Genomic DNA, 14,405 nt, shown 5'->3' on the forward strand with positions numbered 1-14,405 from the left:
CCCGCGAAGGCGGGGAACTAGATTCCTGCCTTCGCAGGAATGACGTATACGACGCAGGAATGACGTATACGACGCAGGAATGACAAGTTTGGAGTATAGTGGATGGGTATGTACTTACCTTGATTCTAAGCTAGGCCAGTTGACTGATTTGTTTCTTTAGCTTGTAGAATGTGGGTTCGCTGACACCAAGCAGGGCAGCGGCCATCGACATATTGTCAGGCTCACTTTTCAAGATTGCCTCCAGTAAAACCTGTTTGATTCTGTCAAAACAATCGGGGATACACACTTTCGCGTCAGCAATAGGCTGTAAACACGTCTTGACTTCATTCCAACTCACTGGCTTTTCTATATTTTGAGATTGCAAGTTCAACAGTATCTTGTTGACTCTCCTACGTGCGGTGCTTGTTGGCAATTGTAGGCGCGTAGATACATCCCTCATATTGCCATTACAAGCTTGGTATGTCAGGACTAAGAGCTCATCTTCGACGCAGTTACCGATAGATAAATGAATAAATGCTGCTTGATTTCTAATTTCGTTCAAAAAGTGCAAAGATGCGTTAAATAGACTAGTCAATAAGGTTTCTATTTCTTTTTGTTGGTTCAAAACGCCCAGACTTGGTTTCAAATCAACTACCTGTGAGTCTCGTTGTCGAGTATCATCTTGAGGCTGTCTTGGCACACGTGAAGCGTTATCTCGCTTTTCAGTGTCAGACATATTTCCTAGTTGTTCAGTACCTTGGTCAATTGCTTGGCTAGTATGCTGAGCCAGAACATCAATACTTTGTTCATTTTCGTGTACCTCTGAGAGTTCACGATATGACATTGCCTGTGAGTCAGTCAGATCAGTAATGTCGCTTTGAGCGCCGTGGGCTGAATCATATTCACTCGCTTCAAGTTCCAGATTGAGTTCGTCTAATGTGATCTCTGCATTCTCTGATAGCAACGTTGCCTGCATTAACTTATTTTCTAATTCTCGAATGTTGCCTGGCCAAGGATATCGTTGCATCGATTGAAGCGTTTCAGGCGCTAGGTATTTTTTCTCCGTTTCAAACTGCTTTGAAAACTTATTCAAGAAATGCTGAGCAAGAAGAGAAAGGTCATCGCCACGCTCTCTCAGAGCGGGGTTATTCAAAGTCACCACATTTAAGCGATAATATAAATCTTTGCGGAAGGTACCGCGCTCTACTTCTAGTGACAGGTCGCGGTTTGTAACTGCCACAATTTTCACGTCAACATCGATAACTTTGGTGCCACCAACCGGTGTGTAGTGTTTTTCTTGAACAAAACGCAATAATTTAGGCTGCATTTGTAATGGGAGCTCGCCTATTTCATCAAGTACTAAAATACCACCATCGGCTTCTTTCACTTTACCGTTTGCGCCTTTCTGAGCGCCGGTAAATGCTCCTTTCACATAACCGAACAGCTCTGATTCGATAAGCGTTTCGGGGATAGAACCGCAATCGACGATGATCAAAGGTTTCTTGCTTCTAGGACCCAAGGTATGAATTGCGTTGATAAGCCTTTCTTTGCCTGTTCCGCTTTCACCCGTAATTAATACCGTCGTATCGGTTGCCGCGGCCCGCTGAGTCTGCTTCATAACAGTTTGCATCACTGGCGACTTGTAAACCAAGGCACTAGATGACAATCCACCTTTTAACTCATTCAGCTCATTCTCGAGCATTGCGTTTTGATTCTCTAAGCGTCTATTTAACTCTTCTTCTAACTGACTTCTGCGCAAAGCTTTTCCAATTTGCCTTACAAAGCCTTGGATAAGTACTTTTGTATCGTGAGTAAGGATGAAACGAGATGCTTCACCCACGATATAAAAGCAATCATCGGTATTCACTTCAAGAGGCAATACCCAATAAGCTGTATCTTCTGTAATTAGCTCTTGCTGACCTTTGGAATCAATGGCTAATGAAACTTGTTGTTCAATTATTTTATTCTGAAAAGCTAAATCGGGTTCTACTTGCAGGACTTGTGCATTATCACTCACTTCAAAGCATAAAGATGGAAGCGTAGTCACATCTGATTGTGCTCGCCACAAGCCAGCTGAATTAAAATCAAAGGTATTGGCTAGCCTTTGTACTACGTTGTGCAATAGCTTGGTAAATTCGAACTCATCGGCGATGATTGATGAAATATCCCATAGCAAAAGCATATTGCGGTAGTTAGTCATGGTATCGCCGGTGAAAATACCACCTAAGTAATTGAACTGTTCTTCATTCATACTAAACTTGCTAATATCCCACGTCGTCACCGCAGGCTCCTCTTGGGCCTGTGATGCTTGCAGTGCTTGTTCAGCACGATTCATAAGTACCGTTGCTTTATCTATGTCGCTATTGTTTGGTTCGTCATATTCAACTACAGCAACACCCACGTGGAAGCTGAGTTTCACGGGCATGCCATTACTAGAATTTTCTATCAAATAAGCCTGTTGCTGCAAATACTGTTGCAGTTTATTGCCCAACACTTCTGCTTCTTTCACACCATTCGTCGCGGATGCCACTGCAAACAAGGCGCCGCCCAGGCGACTGATTCCATCATCATTTCGGGTACATGCTTGAATGGCATCGGCTAGTTCGAAAATAACTTGGTCGCCGACATGTGCACCTTGCTTTTTATTGATTTGTTGAAATTCCCGACAGTGCACTAAACATAGGGCCACAGAGTGCTCATCAGCAATATGATTCACTTTTTGTAGGAGTAAGCCTCGTGCGTCGAGTTTTGTTAATGGGTCGGAATTAATGCTCTGATGTTCATCCAACAACTGCAGTACCAGGTTACAAGACCTGAGTTGTTGCAGGAATGTTTGCTGTTGATCCGTTACTCTGATTTTCGATGCGCTATGTTTGAGGTTTAGCATCCAACCGGGAATGCGGTTTTGAAAATAGCAGACAATATAATAACTTTTTGAATCAGAATGCTTCTTGATTATTTGTCTGGAATCACTTTCTTCGTTTTTTTGATTGGCTACGTTTTGGCTTGTCACCTTCGCTTTAATCCAAACATGATGCTTGTTGTCAGTGTAAAAATTAAACTCTTCGCTGCTGACTTGAAATGCATCTTCTGGCAAATCGTGTAAGGAAACCGTATTGCTTTGTGAACGTGAGGGGAGTCTCGATAATTTTTGATTATTAATTGTTTGCAAGTGCTCACTAACTGCTGATATTTCATCACACCCAGAGTGAAGCATGATGGCTTCTAGTTGGCTTAGAAATACTTTGGTTTCTTGCAACGCGTTCTCCACTCAAATTATGAGTTATTTTATATCAGTATTGGGTTTTCCAGATACAATATGGTAGCGTGATCGCATCGAAAACATGAACTGTCATTTAAGTATATAAACATACTTTTAAGCTGCAAAAAACTATGCGTTTAATACCTATATCTAAAAAAAGGGTGATATGGATACCTTAAACAATCAAATTCCAATTGTGCACTTGCCAGAGAATTCTCCTGCAAGCGAGGGTGCGCAACTCATGGATAGATTTGGTCGACGATTTGAGTATTTGCGGCTGTCGATTACTGATGTATGTAATTTTAAATGTCAGTATTGTCTGCCTGACGGGTATCAATGTGAGTCGCCGAGAGCGTTTTTAAGTGTAGATGAATTACGCCTTATCGTTGAATCTTTCGCGAAAATGGGGACTAAAAAAGTACGCATTACTGGGGGCGAACCCTCGTTACGCAAAGACCTTATACAGATAATCAGGCAAACTGCAGCCGTTCCCGGCATTGAGCAAGTTGCTATCACGACCAATGGCTTCAAACTTGAGCGAGATTTGGACGCGTGGGTCGAGGCGGGTCTAACTTCACTCAACGTCAGTGTTGATAGCGTGGACCCAAGACAATTCATGCAAATCACCGGAGATGGTCGATTGCAGAGTATTCTCAATGGTGTGAGTAAAGCGATTGATATGGGTTTACAAGTGAAATTAAATGCAGTGCTTCTACGCTCATTAAGTCAAAGCCAAGTTCCTGAGTTTTTGGCTTTTGTTAAACATCACAATGTCACGCTGCGTTTTATCGAACTCATGCAGACCGGTGACAACCAAGCTTATTTTGATAGCGAGCATCTCAGTGGTGCAGACATTGAGAAGCAGTTGCAAGATATGCAATGGCAGCGCAAAACGAAAGCGCAATGGGCTGGTCCAGCAAAGGTCTACCGCCATAATGATTACCAAGGACGAATTGGACTAATTATGCCATACAGCAAAGACTTTTGTGCTGATTGTAACCGTTTGAGGATTTCTTCACTAGGGAAGTTACACCTATGTTTATTTGCCGAAAAAGGTTTGGATTTGAGACCAAAGATCGCTGAAAGTTTGAAAGCGGGCGATCCGACGATTCTGATGCAAGAAATTCAATCCTTAATGGGACAAAAAGAGGCGACACATTATCTGGACGAAGGTTATACCGGGGCGACACAGCATCTTGCAATGCTTGGTGGCTAATTTTCTTGCCTCGACCTTAGGTCAATTACATTCAAGACTAGCCAACATTTCGAATCACAGGTAGTCTATACATCGAATTTTTTCTTTCAGGCATGCTTTCACATTGACTAACGAGCGGTCCAATACATCGCAAACTTCTTCTACTCCAGCTGAGGCCCAAGCCGAGAAGCTGCTTAACGCTAGTGCTAGTGCTATTTTAGAAGTGAATTCAAAAGGCCACATATTGTTCGCCTCTGAGCCTATCTTTAATTTGTTCGGCTACCTTCCTGAAGAGTTGATTGGTCAATCTATTGAATTCTTGATGCCAGAGCGCAAGCGGGCTGGGCATCACGTGTACTTCGAACGTTTTTTACAACAAGCTGAAAACCGAAGTATGGGCATGGGCAGTTCCTTCCCAGGTCTTCACAAAAAAGGGCACGAAATTAATATTAGTATTGGTTTAACGCTGCTCGAAAGTGACAACGACAATGAGCAATCCGTGGTTGTCACCATCACAGAAGCGAACACACTCCAACAGGTTCAAGAGTCATTAAGAGACTCCCAAAAGCAAGCTTTACTCAGCCAAGCTGAGAATCAGCGTTTACTTGCTATGGTGCATAACTCACAAAATATTACGATGTTAGTAGAGCCTGACTTATCGATCAGTTGGGTTAATTCTGCTTTAATCAAAATGCTTGGCTACACTGCTGAAGATGTAATAGGTAAACATCCTCTATTTTGTCTTGCAGATACAACGCCAAGCGAAGAGCAAGTGCTTCTCAATCAGTCTTTTGAGCGCCATTTAGTATATTCGGGTAAGTTCCAACTTATTAAACACGATGAAACATTGCTGTGGGTTAATGTGAATGTATATCCTAGTTATGTCGATGAGGAATTTCTTGGTTTCGTCGTGCACATTAATGATGTGGATGCCCATCAAAAACTGATTGAAGAGGCTCTTAGGCAAAGTGAAAATCTTGAGTCTACAGCGAGAATAGCAAGACTAGGGACCTGGGAACTAAATATAGCCGACAACAAGTTGCATTGGTCTGATCAAGTTTACGCAATCCATGAAATTGAACCAGGAACCGAAATAGATGTTGCTAACGCAATCAACTATTATGCCCCAGAAGCTCGCCCCATCATCAATAAGGCGATTCAAGATACCATTGAAAACGGGGGGGAATGGGACTTGGAATTGCCATTCATCACGGCGAAAAATAATCGAATCTGGGTGAGAGCAGTTGGTTATGTTGAATATCAAGACGGCGTTCCAGTTAGGTTAAAGGGTGCATTTCAAGATATCTCGGATTTAAAAAATGCCGTGGCTGCCAGCGAAGCAGCGAATCAAGCCAAAAGTTTATTTTTAGCAAACATGAGTCACGAAATTCGCACACCTATCAATGGGGTGCTGGGGATGAATGATTTGCTATTGGCGTCGGGGTTAAATAATAAACAAACTGAATACGCGAACATTGTTAAGCGCAGTGCAGAGTCGCTTTTGCATCTGATAAATGAGTTGCTTGACTTTAGTAAGTTAGAAGCGGGCAAATTAGAGCTATTAGCGCGCGACTTTGACTTGCGTGAGAGAATGACTGAATGCGCTCAATGGCATGTCCATGCTGCGACCAAAAAAGGGCTAGACTTTACAGTAGACTTTGCCTCGGACTTACCTGGTTTAATCCATGCAGATGATCATCGCTTGGCGCAGATTATTAATAATCTATGCACAAACGCCGTGAAATTCACGCATCACGGCAGTATTCACCTTGCATTCTCATTGCAAGACGCTTCTACACTACTGGTGAAAATTGTTGATACAGGTATTGGTATCAGTAAAGAAAACCTTGAAAATGTATTTGCTGAGTTTGAACAAGCAGATAGTTCTATTACAAGAGCCTATGGCGGCACGGGTTTAGGCCTAAGTATCTGCCGTCAATTGGTGAACGTGATGAATGGAGAACTTGGTGTTGAGAGCCAAGAAGGAAGAGGCTCTACATTTTGGTTTACTCTACCATTCGAAGCTGTAGAACAGACTAAAAGTATTAATAAGCAATCGCACTTGGCACCCAGTATCATTATTAGCTGCCAAGATGATGTGATTAGCCAATGGCAGAACGTAAAAGTAAATAACGCACTGGATGTGAAAGTGGTTAATTCAATGTCTAAAGCGTTGGCTGAACTGAAATTGAGCCAACGCTGGTTTAACATCATTATCATGCCCGACGAGCATGAAAATATCGATATTACTTTGTTTGCCAAAAGTGTTATGCGCCTAGGTAGAATGAAAATGAGAATTTTCTGGCCAGATGCGGACAGCGAATGTCAGTTTGAAGAAAATGTACTTTCTTATGCGACAGAGAAAGTATTTTTTGATGATCCAACGACACTTTTGAAGAATCTTGAGACTTTATTGAAATTTGTTATGTCCCATCAGGCTGAGCAAAAGAGCCAGCGTCTCAATGCTTTAGAGAATAAACGCCTACTGATTGCTGAAGATAATCAAATCAATCAGGTCGTATTTACTGAGATGCTTTCATATTTAAACATTGAGCTTGATATTGCGGGTGACGGAGCTGAAGCAATCAGACTAATCGAACAAAATGGCGCATACGATTTCGTGATCATGGACTGTCAAATGCCTATTATGGATGGTTTTGAAGCGACTAAGTTGATTCGTTCGTCAGATAAGCCAAGTATTGCACAACAGCGGATTATTGCTGCTACCGCTCATGGCATGGCTGAGGATTTAGAAGCCTGTTTAAAAATTGGGATGGATGATTACTTGGTTAAGCCTTTTACCCAAGAGCAACTTATCTCTGCACTTATTCGAAATTTATGACTCAAGCATATAAACCACAATGGCATCACACGATATGGCGCTGGTTGTATAACCTGCTGTTGTTGCTCTTACTTCCCTTAGCTTTACTCAAGCTTGTTTTAAAGCGCGAGAAAACGGAGGGGCAAGCTAATAAAAATAGAGAGCGCTTTGGTTTCATCGGAAAGCCCAAACAGAATGGCATCTTGATACACTGCGTGTCTATGGGCGAAGTGAATGCCGCAAAGCAACTGGTTGCGCAAATAGAGAAAGCGTATCCGGATAAAGTTATTACAATATCGACTACCTCGACAACAGGGGCTAAACAAGCTAGAGCCATTTTTAAAGACCGTGTACAGCATGTATATTTAGCTTTTGATATTCCTATTTTCGTATGGCTTTTCTTCCATAAACTAGCGCCCAGTTTAGTCATTGTTACTGAAGTGGAAATATGGCCAAATATGCTGCATCAGTGCTATAAGCGCCAGGTTCCAGCTGTGCTAGTGAATGCTCGAATGTCCTCTCATTCTTTAAAAAATTATGAGATGCTTGCGAAATTATTTCGTCCCTGCTTGCGCAAGTTCACTCTGATTTGTGCACAAGGGCAGCAAGACTTTGATAACTTTTTAGCACTAGGTGTGTATAAATCAAATCTAAAAATTAGCAATAATATGAAGTTCGATTTGCTTATCGACCAGCGAGATACTGAGCTTGCGCAACAATTAAAGACCAAACTAAATTATCAAAAACAAGCCATTTTTATTGCCGGCAGCACGCATGACTCGGAAGAACTAATCTGTATTGATAACTTTAAGCGCTTGCGTGAACAAGATGCGTCGATAGTCTTGGTGGTCGTGCCAAGGCACCCACATCGTTTTGATAAAGTCGCCCAGCTATGTTTAGCAACTGGCTTTACTACAGTGCGCGTATCTGAGCTAGAGTTGATGGGGGAACTTAGCAACATGCCCGATATTGTCCTGGTCGATACGATGGGTATGTTGAATGCATTTTACAGTTTCTCTACATTTGCCTTCGTGGGTGGAAGTTTTGTAAACAAGGGGGGGCATAACGCTCTTGAACCATCAGTATATGGTGTCCCAAGTGTGATGGGGCCAAGCATTTTTAATAACCCAGTTATTTGCGAAACCTTAGCCTCCTCAGGAGGTTTGGCGTTGATTAATACACCTGATGAGATGACCAGTATTTTAAGTGCATGGTTGACAGATAACGAGGCTAGAAAGGCTGCTGGCTCGGCTTGCCAAGAGATTGTTACAAAGAATGCCGGGGCAGTGAAAAATACCTTAGCGTTTATTCAGCAGGTTTACCCTTGATAAAAACGGCGCAGTTTTTTCTGCCGATAAGCGCTCTCGAAACATAAAAAAGGCCATATCATGTTAGATTATATGGCCTTCTATTTTCGCTGGATGAGACTATCGCTCGGTGACTATCGCACGATGAGCCTGATGGCTATTCTTCGGACGTCACAGGAAATCCACGATCTCGCATCAGAGCTTCAACCTTCGCGTCTCGCCCTCTAAACATACGATAGGCTTCAGCTGGGTCCATTGCGTTTCTGACAGAGAATAAGTACTTAACTAAACGTGCACCAACTTCTTCATCGTAAAAGCCGCCTGGTGCTTCTGCGAAGGCTTCTGCAGCATCCGATGTTAATACTTCTGCCCACATATACCCATAATAAGCTGACGCATAGCCTTCACTTGAAAAGATATGACCGAAATGAGTTGTTCTGTGACGCATAACAACTTCTTCTGGCATACCTAAACGGGTTAATTGTTCACGCTCAAAACTATCAGGCTCAATCTTAGCTGGATCGGTTGTGTGATACAGCAAATCCATAATGGCAGAAGACATGTACTCTGTCGTTTTAAAGCCTTCATTGAAGGTTGAGGCGTTCTTAATTTTAGCAACTAATTCCTGAGGAATCGGCTCACCCGTTTTGTAGTGCACTAGGTATGTATTGATGACTTCATCTGTGGTCAACCAACGCTCTAACAATTGTGATTGGAATTCAGTGTAGTCACGCACACCAGAGTGCGAAGTGGGGTACTTCACGTCGGCAGATAAGAAATGTAAGGCATGACCAAATTCATGGAAATACGTCTCTGCGTCATCCCAAGAGATCAGTGTTGGTTCACCATCCGCACCTTTCACGAAGTTTGAATTGTTCGAAGACAGTACGGTTTTCTCTCCGTCGAAGGTAGTGTAGCTACGATAGGTCGTTGCCCATGCACCCGAGCGTTTACCTTGTCTTGCAAATGGGTCTAGGTACCACAATCCAACTAAATTACCGCTTGTTTTGTCTTTCACTTCCCATACTTTCACGTCTGGATGAAATACAGGTACTTTACCCTCAGCCACTGGCGTAAACTCAAAGTTGAATAGGCGGCCGGCAACATAAAACATCGCTTCGCGCAGTTTGTCTAGTTGCAAGTATTGTTTCACTTCGTCAGAGTCGAGTGAGTATTTGTCTTTTCTCACTTTTTCAGCGTAGAAGCGATAATCCCAAGGCTCGATGGTAATATCAGCACCTTCCGCGTCAGCGATAGCTTGCATATCTGCAACTTCTTCTTCGACACGTGCGATAGCTGCAGGCCAGACTTTTTCCATTAAGGCCATTGCGCGTTCTGGTGTTTTAGCCATGCGGTCTTCCAGACGCCATTGCGCATAGTTATCATAGCCTAGTAACTTAATTCGTTCGTGGCGTAGCGCTAAGATTTGTTTGATTAACTCATTGTTGTCAAACTGATCACCGTTGTCTCCACGACTGTAATAGGTGCGCCATACTTTTTCTCTTAACTCTCGATTCTCAGAGTAAGTTAAGAAGGGGTCCATCGATGAGCGTGTATTGGTAATCGCGTATTTACCTACTTCACCGCGGCTCTCAGCCATACCTGCTGAAGCTTTTACGAATGATTCTGGAAGCCCAGCCAATTGGTCTTCATTCAAATATAGAACGTAGTTTTCTTCATCGGCAAGAATGTTACTTGAAAATTGTGTTTGCAATGACGCAAGCTCTTGGTTTATCTCGGCGTACCGCTTTTTGTCTTCCGCGTTCAAGGTTGCCCCGTTTCTGGCAAAACCATTATAAGTTAACCAAGTCACTCGTTGTTCTTCAGTACCGAGTGCTTTTAACTCGTCGCTTTCGTAAACCGCTTTTACGCGTTCAAATAACTTTTCGTTTTGGGTGATTTTCGAAGAAAATGCGCTGATGACCGGCACCATTTCTTTTTGTATCTCTCTGAACTCAGGTGAGGATATGTTCGAACTCCATATGCCCCAGTACGTGAACACTCGGCCAAGCTCGTCGCCTGCTCGCTCCATAGCGACAATCGTGTTTTCGAAAGTGGGTGGCTCAGGGTTGTTCGCGATCGCATCAATTTCAGCGAGATTCAATTCCATGCCTTTCTCTAGAGCAGGTTTCAAATCGGCCAGAGACATGCTTTCAAAAGCGGGTACGCCACCATAAGGGCCAGCAAATTGTTCTAAAAGTACGTTCTCAATACTTTGTTGTTCGATGATTTCGGGTTTGGCTTGCTCTGTAGGTTGTTCTGAGCAGCCGGCAAGTGATAAAGCCATCGCTATTGCTGATAGGCTTAGTAGCACTTTTTTCATGTCGTTTTCCTTTTTACTTATTTGAGATGGATAGAATCTGATGCTCTATTTTCATTTGTCGCCTCAATAGTAGGCATACCGCGTTTGTAACGCAAGTATTCAGGCCATGCTAGTTGAGGCGATTGTTATGCAAAAACAACAGTTTTGTTTTGATGAATGATGACGCGATCTTGCAGGTGATAACGGATGCCATTGGCTAATGCGTTAACTTCACAACGTTTCCCTTTTCTCACCATATCTAAGGAACTATCGCTATGACTAATTCGCAGTACTTCTTGTTCAATGATTGGGCCTTCATCTAAGTCTGTAGTTACGTAGTGGCATGTCGCTCCGATCAGCTTTACACCTCTCTCGTAGGCTTGTTGATAAGGCTTGGCGCCAGCAAATGAAGGTAAGAAACTATGATGAATATTAATCGCTTTACCGGCTAGCTTCTGACATAAATAATCGGGAACTATCTGCATAAAACGCGCGAGTACGGTTAGGTCAATTTGATAATGGTCGAGCAGTCTTTCGATTTCAGCGAACGCCACTTTTTTATCGCTAAAATCAATATAATGAAAGGGGACTTTGTACCAATCGGCATATTCGCGCATCTTTTCATGGTTAGCAATAATACAGGGGATGTCACACTGCAACTCACCAGTATGCCAGCGATGCAGTACGTCGATTAAACAATGGGACTCTTTGCTCGCTAGCAAAGCAACTTTCGCTTTAGTGTCTGAATTATTAAGGGTCCAACGCATATCGTACGCTTGCGCTATTTTGCTAAAAGCGTCGACAAACGCTTTGTGGCTGAGTTGAACCGAATCAGCTTCAATCTCATGGCGCATAAAAAAGCGTTGTAACTGCAAATCTGTATGATGGTTGGCCTCGAGAATATTCGCACCATGGTCAGTGAGAAATTGTGATACTGCTGCGACGAGTCCAGTTTGGTCAGGACAATCAATCACCAAACGGTAAGTGTTTTGCACATTTACTCCTTTTTTTCAAACAATCATTCACCTTATACCACCGAGTATAACGCCGCTAAAGCGCCCATGAACAGGTATTTTTAAAACTATGCACAAAGTGAATGGAATATGCCGATTGCGCCTTAAGTTGATGATCTACATCAAGCTATTTTACTGTTTTAAAACTGGATAGACCAAAGTCTCATTTTTGTCATGTATTGTATGTATTATAAACAATCATCTCATCTATTATGGTGTGCATGAAAAGGGAGGTGGATTCACCTGCCTTGTCGAAGTCGGCCTAGAAAGGTCTCGGAAACATAGCTAGCAATAACAAAACAGGAAATGGATATGACTAGAGTAGCATTAGTAACAGGCGGGACTCGTGGTATAGGCGAAGCAATTTGTACAACATTAGCCAATAAAGGATACAAAGTTATTGCGAACTATGGCGGAAATGACGTGAAGGCGGCTGAATTTAGCGAGCGCACCGGCATTCCCGCAGTAAAATTCGACGTGTCAGATTTTACAGCAACGGCAGCCGCTATTGAAAAAATCGAAAATGATTACGGGCATATCGATATTCTAGTGAATAATGCAGGGATTACGCGCGACGGGACAATGCACAGAATGAGTTTTGAACAATGGGATGCTGTTATTCAAACTAACTTAGCATCTTGTTTTAATACTTGCCGAGCGGTGATTGACGGAATGAGAGAGCGTCAATTTGGTCGCATCATAAACGTAGGATCGGTAAACGGCCAAGCGGGTCAGTATGGTCAAGTGAACTACGCTGCTGCTAAATCGGGTATTCACGGCTTTACCAAAGCACTAGCCCTTGAGGGCGCTGGTAAAGGCATTACCGTGAATGCGATTGCACCTGGTTATGTCGACACTGATATGGTGCGAGCGGTGCCTGAGGACGTGTTAGCTAAAATCATAAAGACAATCCCAGTTGGGCGTCTAGGTAAACCTGAAGATATTGCTAACAGCGTGGCTTTTTTAGTTGATGACGAATCCGGTTTTATTACAGGCTCAACCTTGTCTATCAATGGTGGTCAACACATGTACTAAGCCTACTTGGCTTGGATAGAGACCCATCTGAACCGAAGATAGGCCATTTATGGCCTCTTTTCTATGCACATATAACCAAGTGCTGATAAAGTCTATTGGGTGTTCATGATAGCAGTGTAGGTTTCCTTCGATGGGAAACCATCGGCAACCAAACCGTGTTTAGCTTGGAACTGACTGATACCTGAGCGTGTCGCAGGACCAATAATGCCGTCAGCCCCGCCGACATCAATCCCCAGCGCGTTCAATTTTCGTTGCATATTTGCCATTTGTGAAACGCTGTAGCTAGGTAAGTCAGGGAGTGCTTTACTCAGTTCATCGTTACCCAAAATACGGTTTGCCAATTGACCCACTGCAATGCCGTAGAATTCAGAATTATTCCATCGCAGAATGACATCGAAGTTATGATATACCAAAAATGCAGGACCCTGATGGCCAGCGGGAATGATGAGTTTTGAGGGTATCGATGATTCCCCTAAGCTCTGGCCATTTGTTTTAGTCAGTGCCATTGCGGTCCAATGTGAGATTTCTTTCTTATCGCTTCCTAGCGTTGAATAATCAAATGCTTCTGGAAGTGTGACCTCTCTTCCCCAGCGCAGGCCAGGCTTCCAACCTAAGTTAGCGAGGAAGTTTGCGGCTGATGCTAGGGCGTCTTTTTCACTGTTCCAAAGGTCGATTTTTCCATCATCATCGCCATCGATGGCATATTTCATATACGCAGTCGGCATGAACTGAGTATGGCCCATTGCACCTGCCCATGAACCGATCATCTGTTCTTTATTGAGTGATTCGCGTTCCATCAGTTTCAATGCCAATATCAACTCACCGGTAAAGTATTCGCTTCTGCGAGGATCACAGGCGAGTGTTGCCAGGGAGTCTAGTGTAGACATCTTACCTTTGTAATTGCCAAAATTTGTTTCCAATCCCCAAAAGGCTAACAAATAATGACCTGGAATGCCGAATCGACGCGTCAACTCTTTTAGAAATTCATCGTGTTCTTTGAGTGCGGCTTTGCCTTTATCAATGCGCCAGTCGTTTACACGCTTGCTATAGTAACTCGGAAACGTCTGCACAAACTCAGGCTGATTTCGATCGTATTCAAGTACTTTTGGAATGTGTTTAAGTCTAGGGATTTCAGTTTGGATTAAATTAACACTGACCCCTTTTTCTTCTGCAGTGATGGCCAGTGTTTCTTTGCATTGTTCGAAGTCTATCGCTTCTGCGTTCTCATCGACGATAGTTTGTGCCGTTGCGCCAAAACTAGACAGGCTGATTGCATTGGCGACGATGAAGACAGAAAGGTAGTACTGAAGAGATTTATTGATGTTTTTCGTCATTCCTTTGGTCCACTGTGATTATGATTTGTATGAGGAAATATTGGTTCTCGAATCGGGTTTCAGCTTGTTTATGTGATAACTACCAATGACAATAAATTATCAGTAATTACCTTTTGTGACCATCAAAAAACAAAAAAGTGCATCACCCTATTTGGTA

8 protein-coding genes are annotated in these 14,405 nt (G+C 42.9%); 4 read left to right on the forward strand and 4 right to left on the reverse strand.

Features of this window, described 5'->3' with window-relative positions; translation table 11 throughout:
* Nucleotides 1-130: 130 nt before the first annotated feature.
* On the reverse strand, nucleotides 131-3,238 hold the full coding sequence (locus RM556_RS09115) for a sigma 54-interacting transcriptional regulator (protein ID WP_311374421.1): 3,108 nt from the start codon (nucleotides 3,236-3,238) through the stop codon (nucleotides 131-133).
* 244 nt (nucleotides 3,239-3,482) lie between these two features.
* Between RM556_RS09115 and moaA the strand changes: the two genes are divergently transcribed.
* The 3 genes from moaA (at nucleotide 3,483) to RM556_RS09130 (ending at nucleotide 8,585) form a co-directional block, all read left to right on the forward strand.
* Nucleotides 3,483-4,457, forward strand: a complete 975-nt coding sequence (gene moaA, locus RM556_RS09120; protein WP_311374570.1) for a GTP 3',8-cyclase MoaA — start codon at nucleotides 3,483-3,485, stop codon at nucleotides 4,455-4,457.
* A gap of 103 nt (nucleotides 4,458-4,560) precedes the next feature.
* Entirely contained in the window at nucleotides 4,561-7,278 is a 2,718-nt protein-coding gene (locus tag RM556_RS09125; RefSeq protein WP_311374422.1) for a PAS domain S-box protein, read from the forward strand.
* Nucleotides 7,275-8,585 (forward strand): 3-deoxy-D-manno-octulosonic acid transferase, encoded by a 1,311-nt coding sequence (locus RM556_RS09130; protein WP_311361047.1) that lies wholly within the window; start codon nucleotides 7,275-7,277, stop codon nucleotides 8,583-8,585. Before RM556_RS09125 ends, RM556_RS09130 begins: the two co-directional genes overlap by 4 nt.
* A 136-nt stretch (nucleotides 8,586-8,721) precedes the next feature.
* Here the strand turns inward: RM556_RS09130 and RM556_RS09135 are convergent, their stop codons facing one another.
* Together RM556_RS09135 and purU are read right to left on the reverse strand one after the other, a co-directional pair.
* Nucleotides 8,722-10,887, reverse strand: a complete 2,166-nt coding sequence (locus tag RM556_RS09135; RefSeq protein WP_311374423.1) for a M3 family metallopeptidase — start codon at nucleotides 10,885-10,887, stop codon at nucleotides 8,722-8,724.
* 125 nt (nucleotides 10,888-11,012) lie between these two features.
* Nucleotides 11,013-11,861, reverse strand: coding sequence for a formyltetrahydrofolate deformylase (gene purU, locus RM556_RS09140; protein WP_311361049.1), 849 nt, complete (start codon nucleotides 11,859-11,861; stop codon nucleotides 11,013-11,015).
* Nucleotides 11,862-12,191: 330 nt separating this feature from the next.
* Between purU and phbB the strand changes: the two genes are divergently transcribed.
* The gene (gene phbB / locus RM556_RS09145) at nucleotides 12,192-12,914 is read left to right on the forward strand and encodes an acetoacetyl-CoA reductase (protein ID WP_311361050.1); all 723 of its coding nucleotides are present in this window, start codon (nucleotides 12,192-12,194) and stop codon (nucleotides 12,912-12,914) included.
* Nucleotides 12,915-13,006: 92 nt separating this feature from the next.
* Here the strand turns inward: phbB and RM556_RS09150 are convergent, their stop codons facing one another.
* Nucleotides 13,007-14,248 (reverse strand): lytic murein transglycosylase, encoded by a 1,242-nt coding sequence (locus RM556_RS09150; protein WP_311374424.1) that lies wholly within the window; start codon nucleotides 14,246-14,248, stop codon nucleotides 13,007-13,009.
* Nucleotides 14,249-14,405: the final 157 nt, after the last annotated feature.

The organism is Alteromonas sp. W364, assembly GCF_031846205.1.
Lineage (GTDB): Bacteria > Pseudomonadota > Gammaproteobacteria > Enterobacterales > Alteromonadaceae > Glaciecola > Glaciecola blandensis.

Bases quoted from the DNA above. Each gene is read 5' to 3' on its own strand.
- phbB (WP_311361050.1), top strand. From the start codon at position 12,192: ATGACTAGAGTAGCATTAGTAACAGGCGGGACTCGTGGTATAGGCGAA.
- RM556_RS09150 (WP_311374424.1), bottom strand. From the start codon at position 14,248: ATGACGAAAAACATCAATAAATCTCTTCAGTACTACCTTTCTGTCTTC.
- RM556_RS09130 (WP_311361047.1), top strand. From the start codon at position 7,275: ATGACTCAAGCATATAAACCACAATGGCATCACACGATATGGCGCTGG.
- RM556_RS09135 (WP_311374423.1), bottom strand. From the start codon at position 10,887: ATGAAAAAAGTGCTACTAAGCCTATCAGCAATAGCGATGGCTTTATCA.
- moaA (WP_311374570.1), top strand. From the start codon at position 3,483: ATGGATAGATTTGGTCGACGATTTGAGTATTTGCGGCTGTCGATTACT.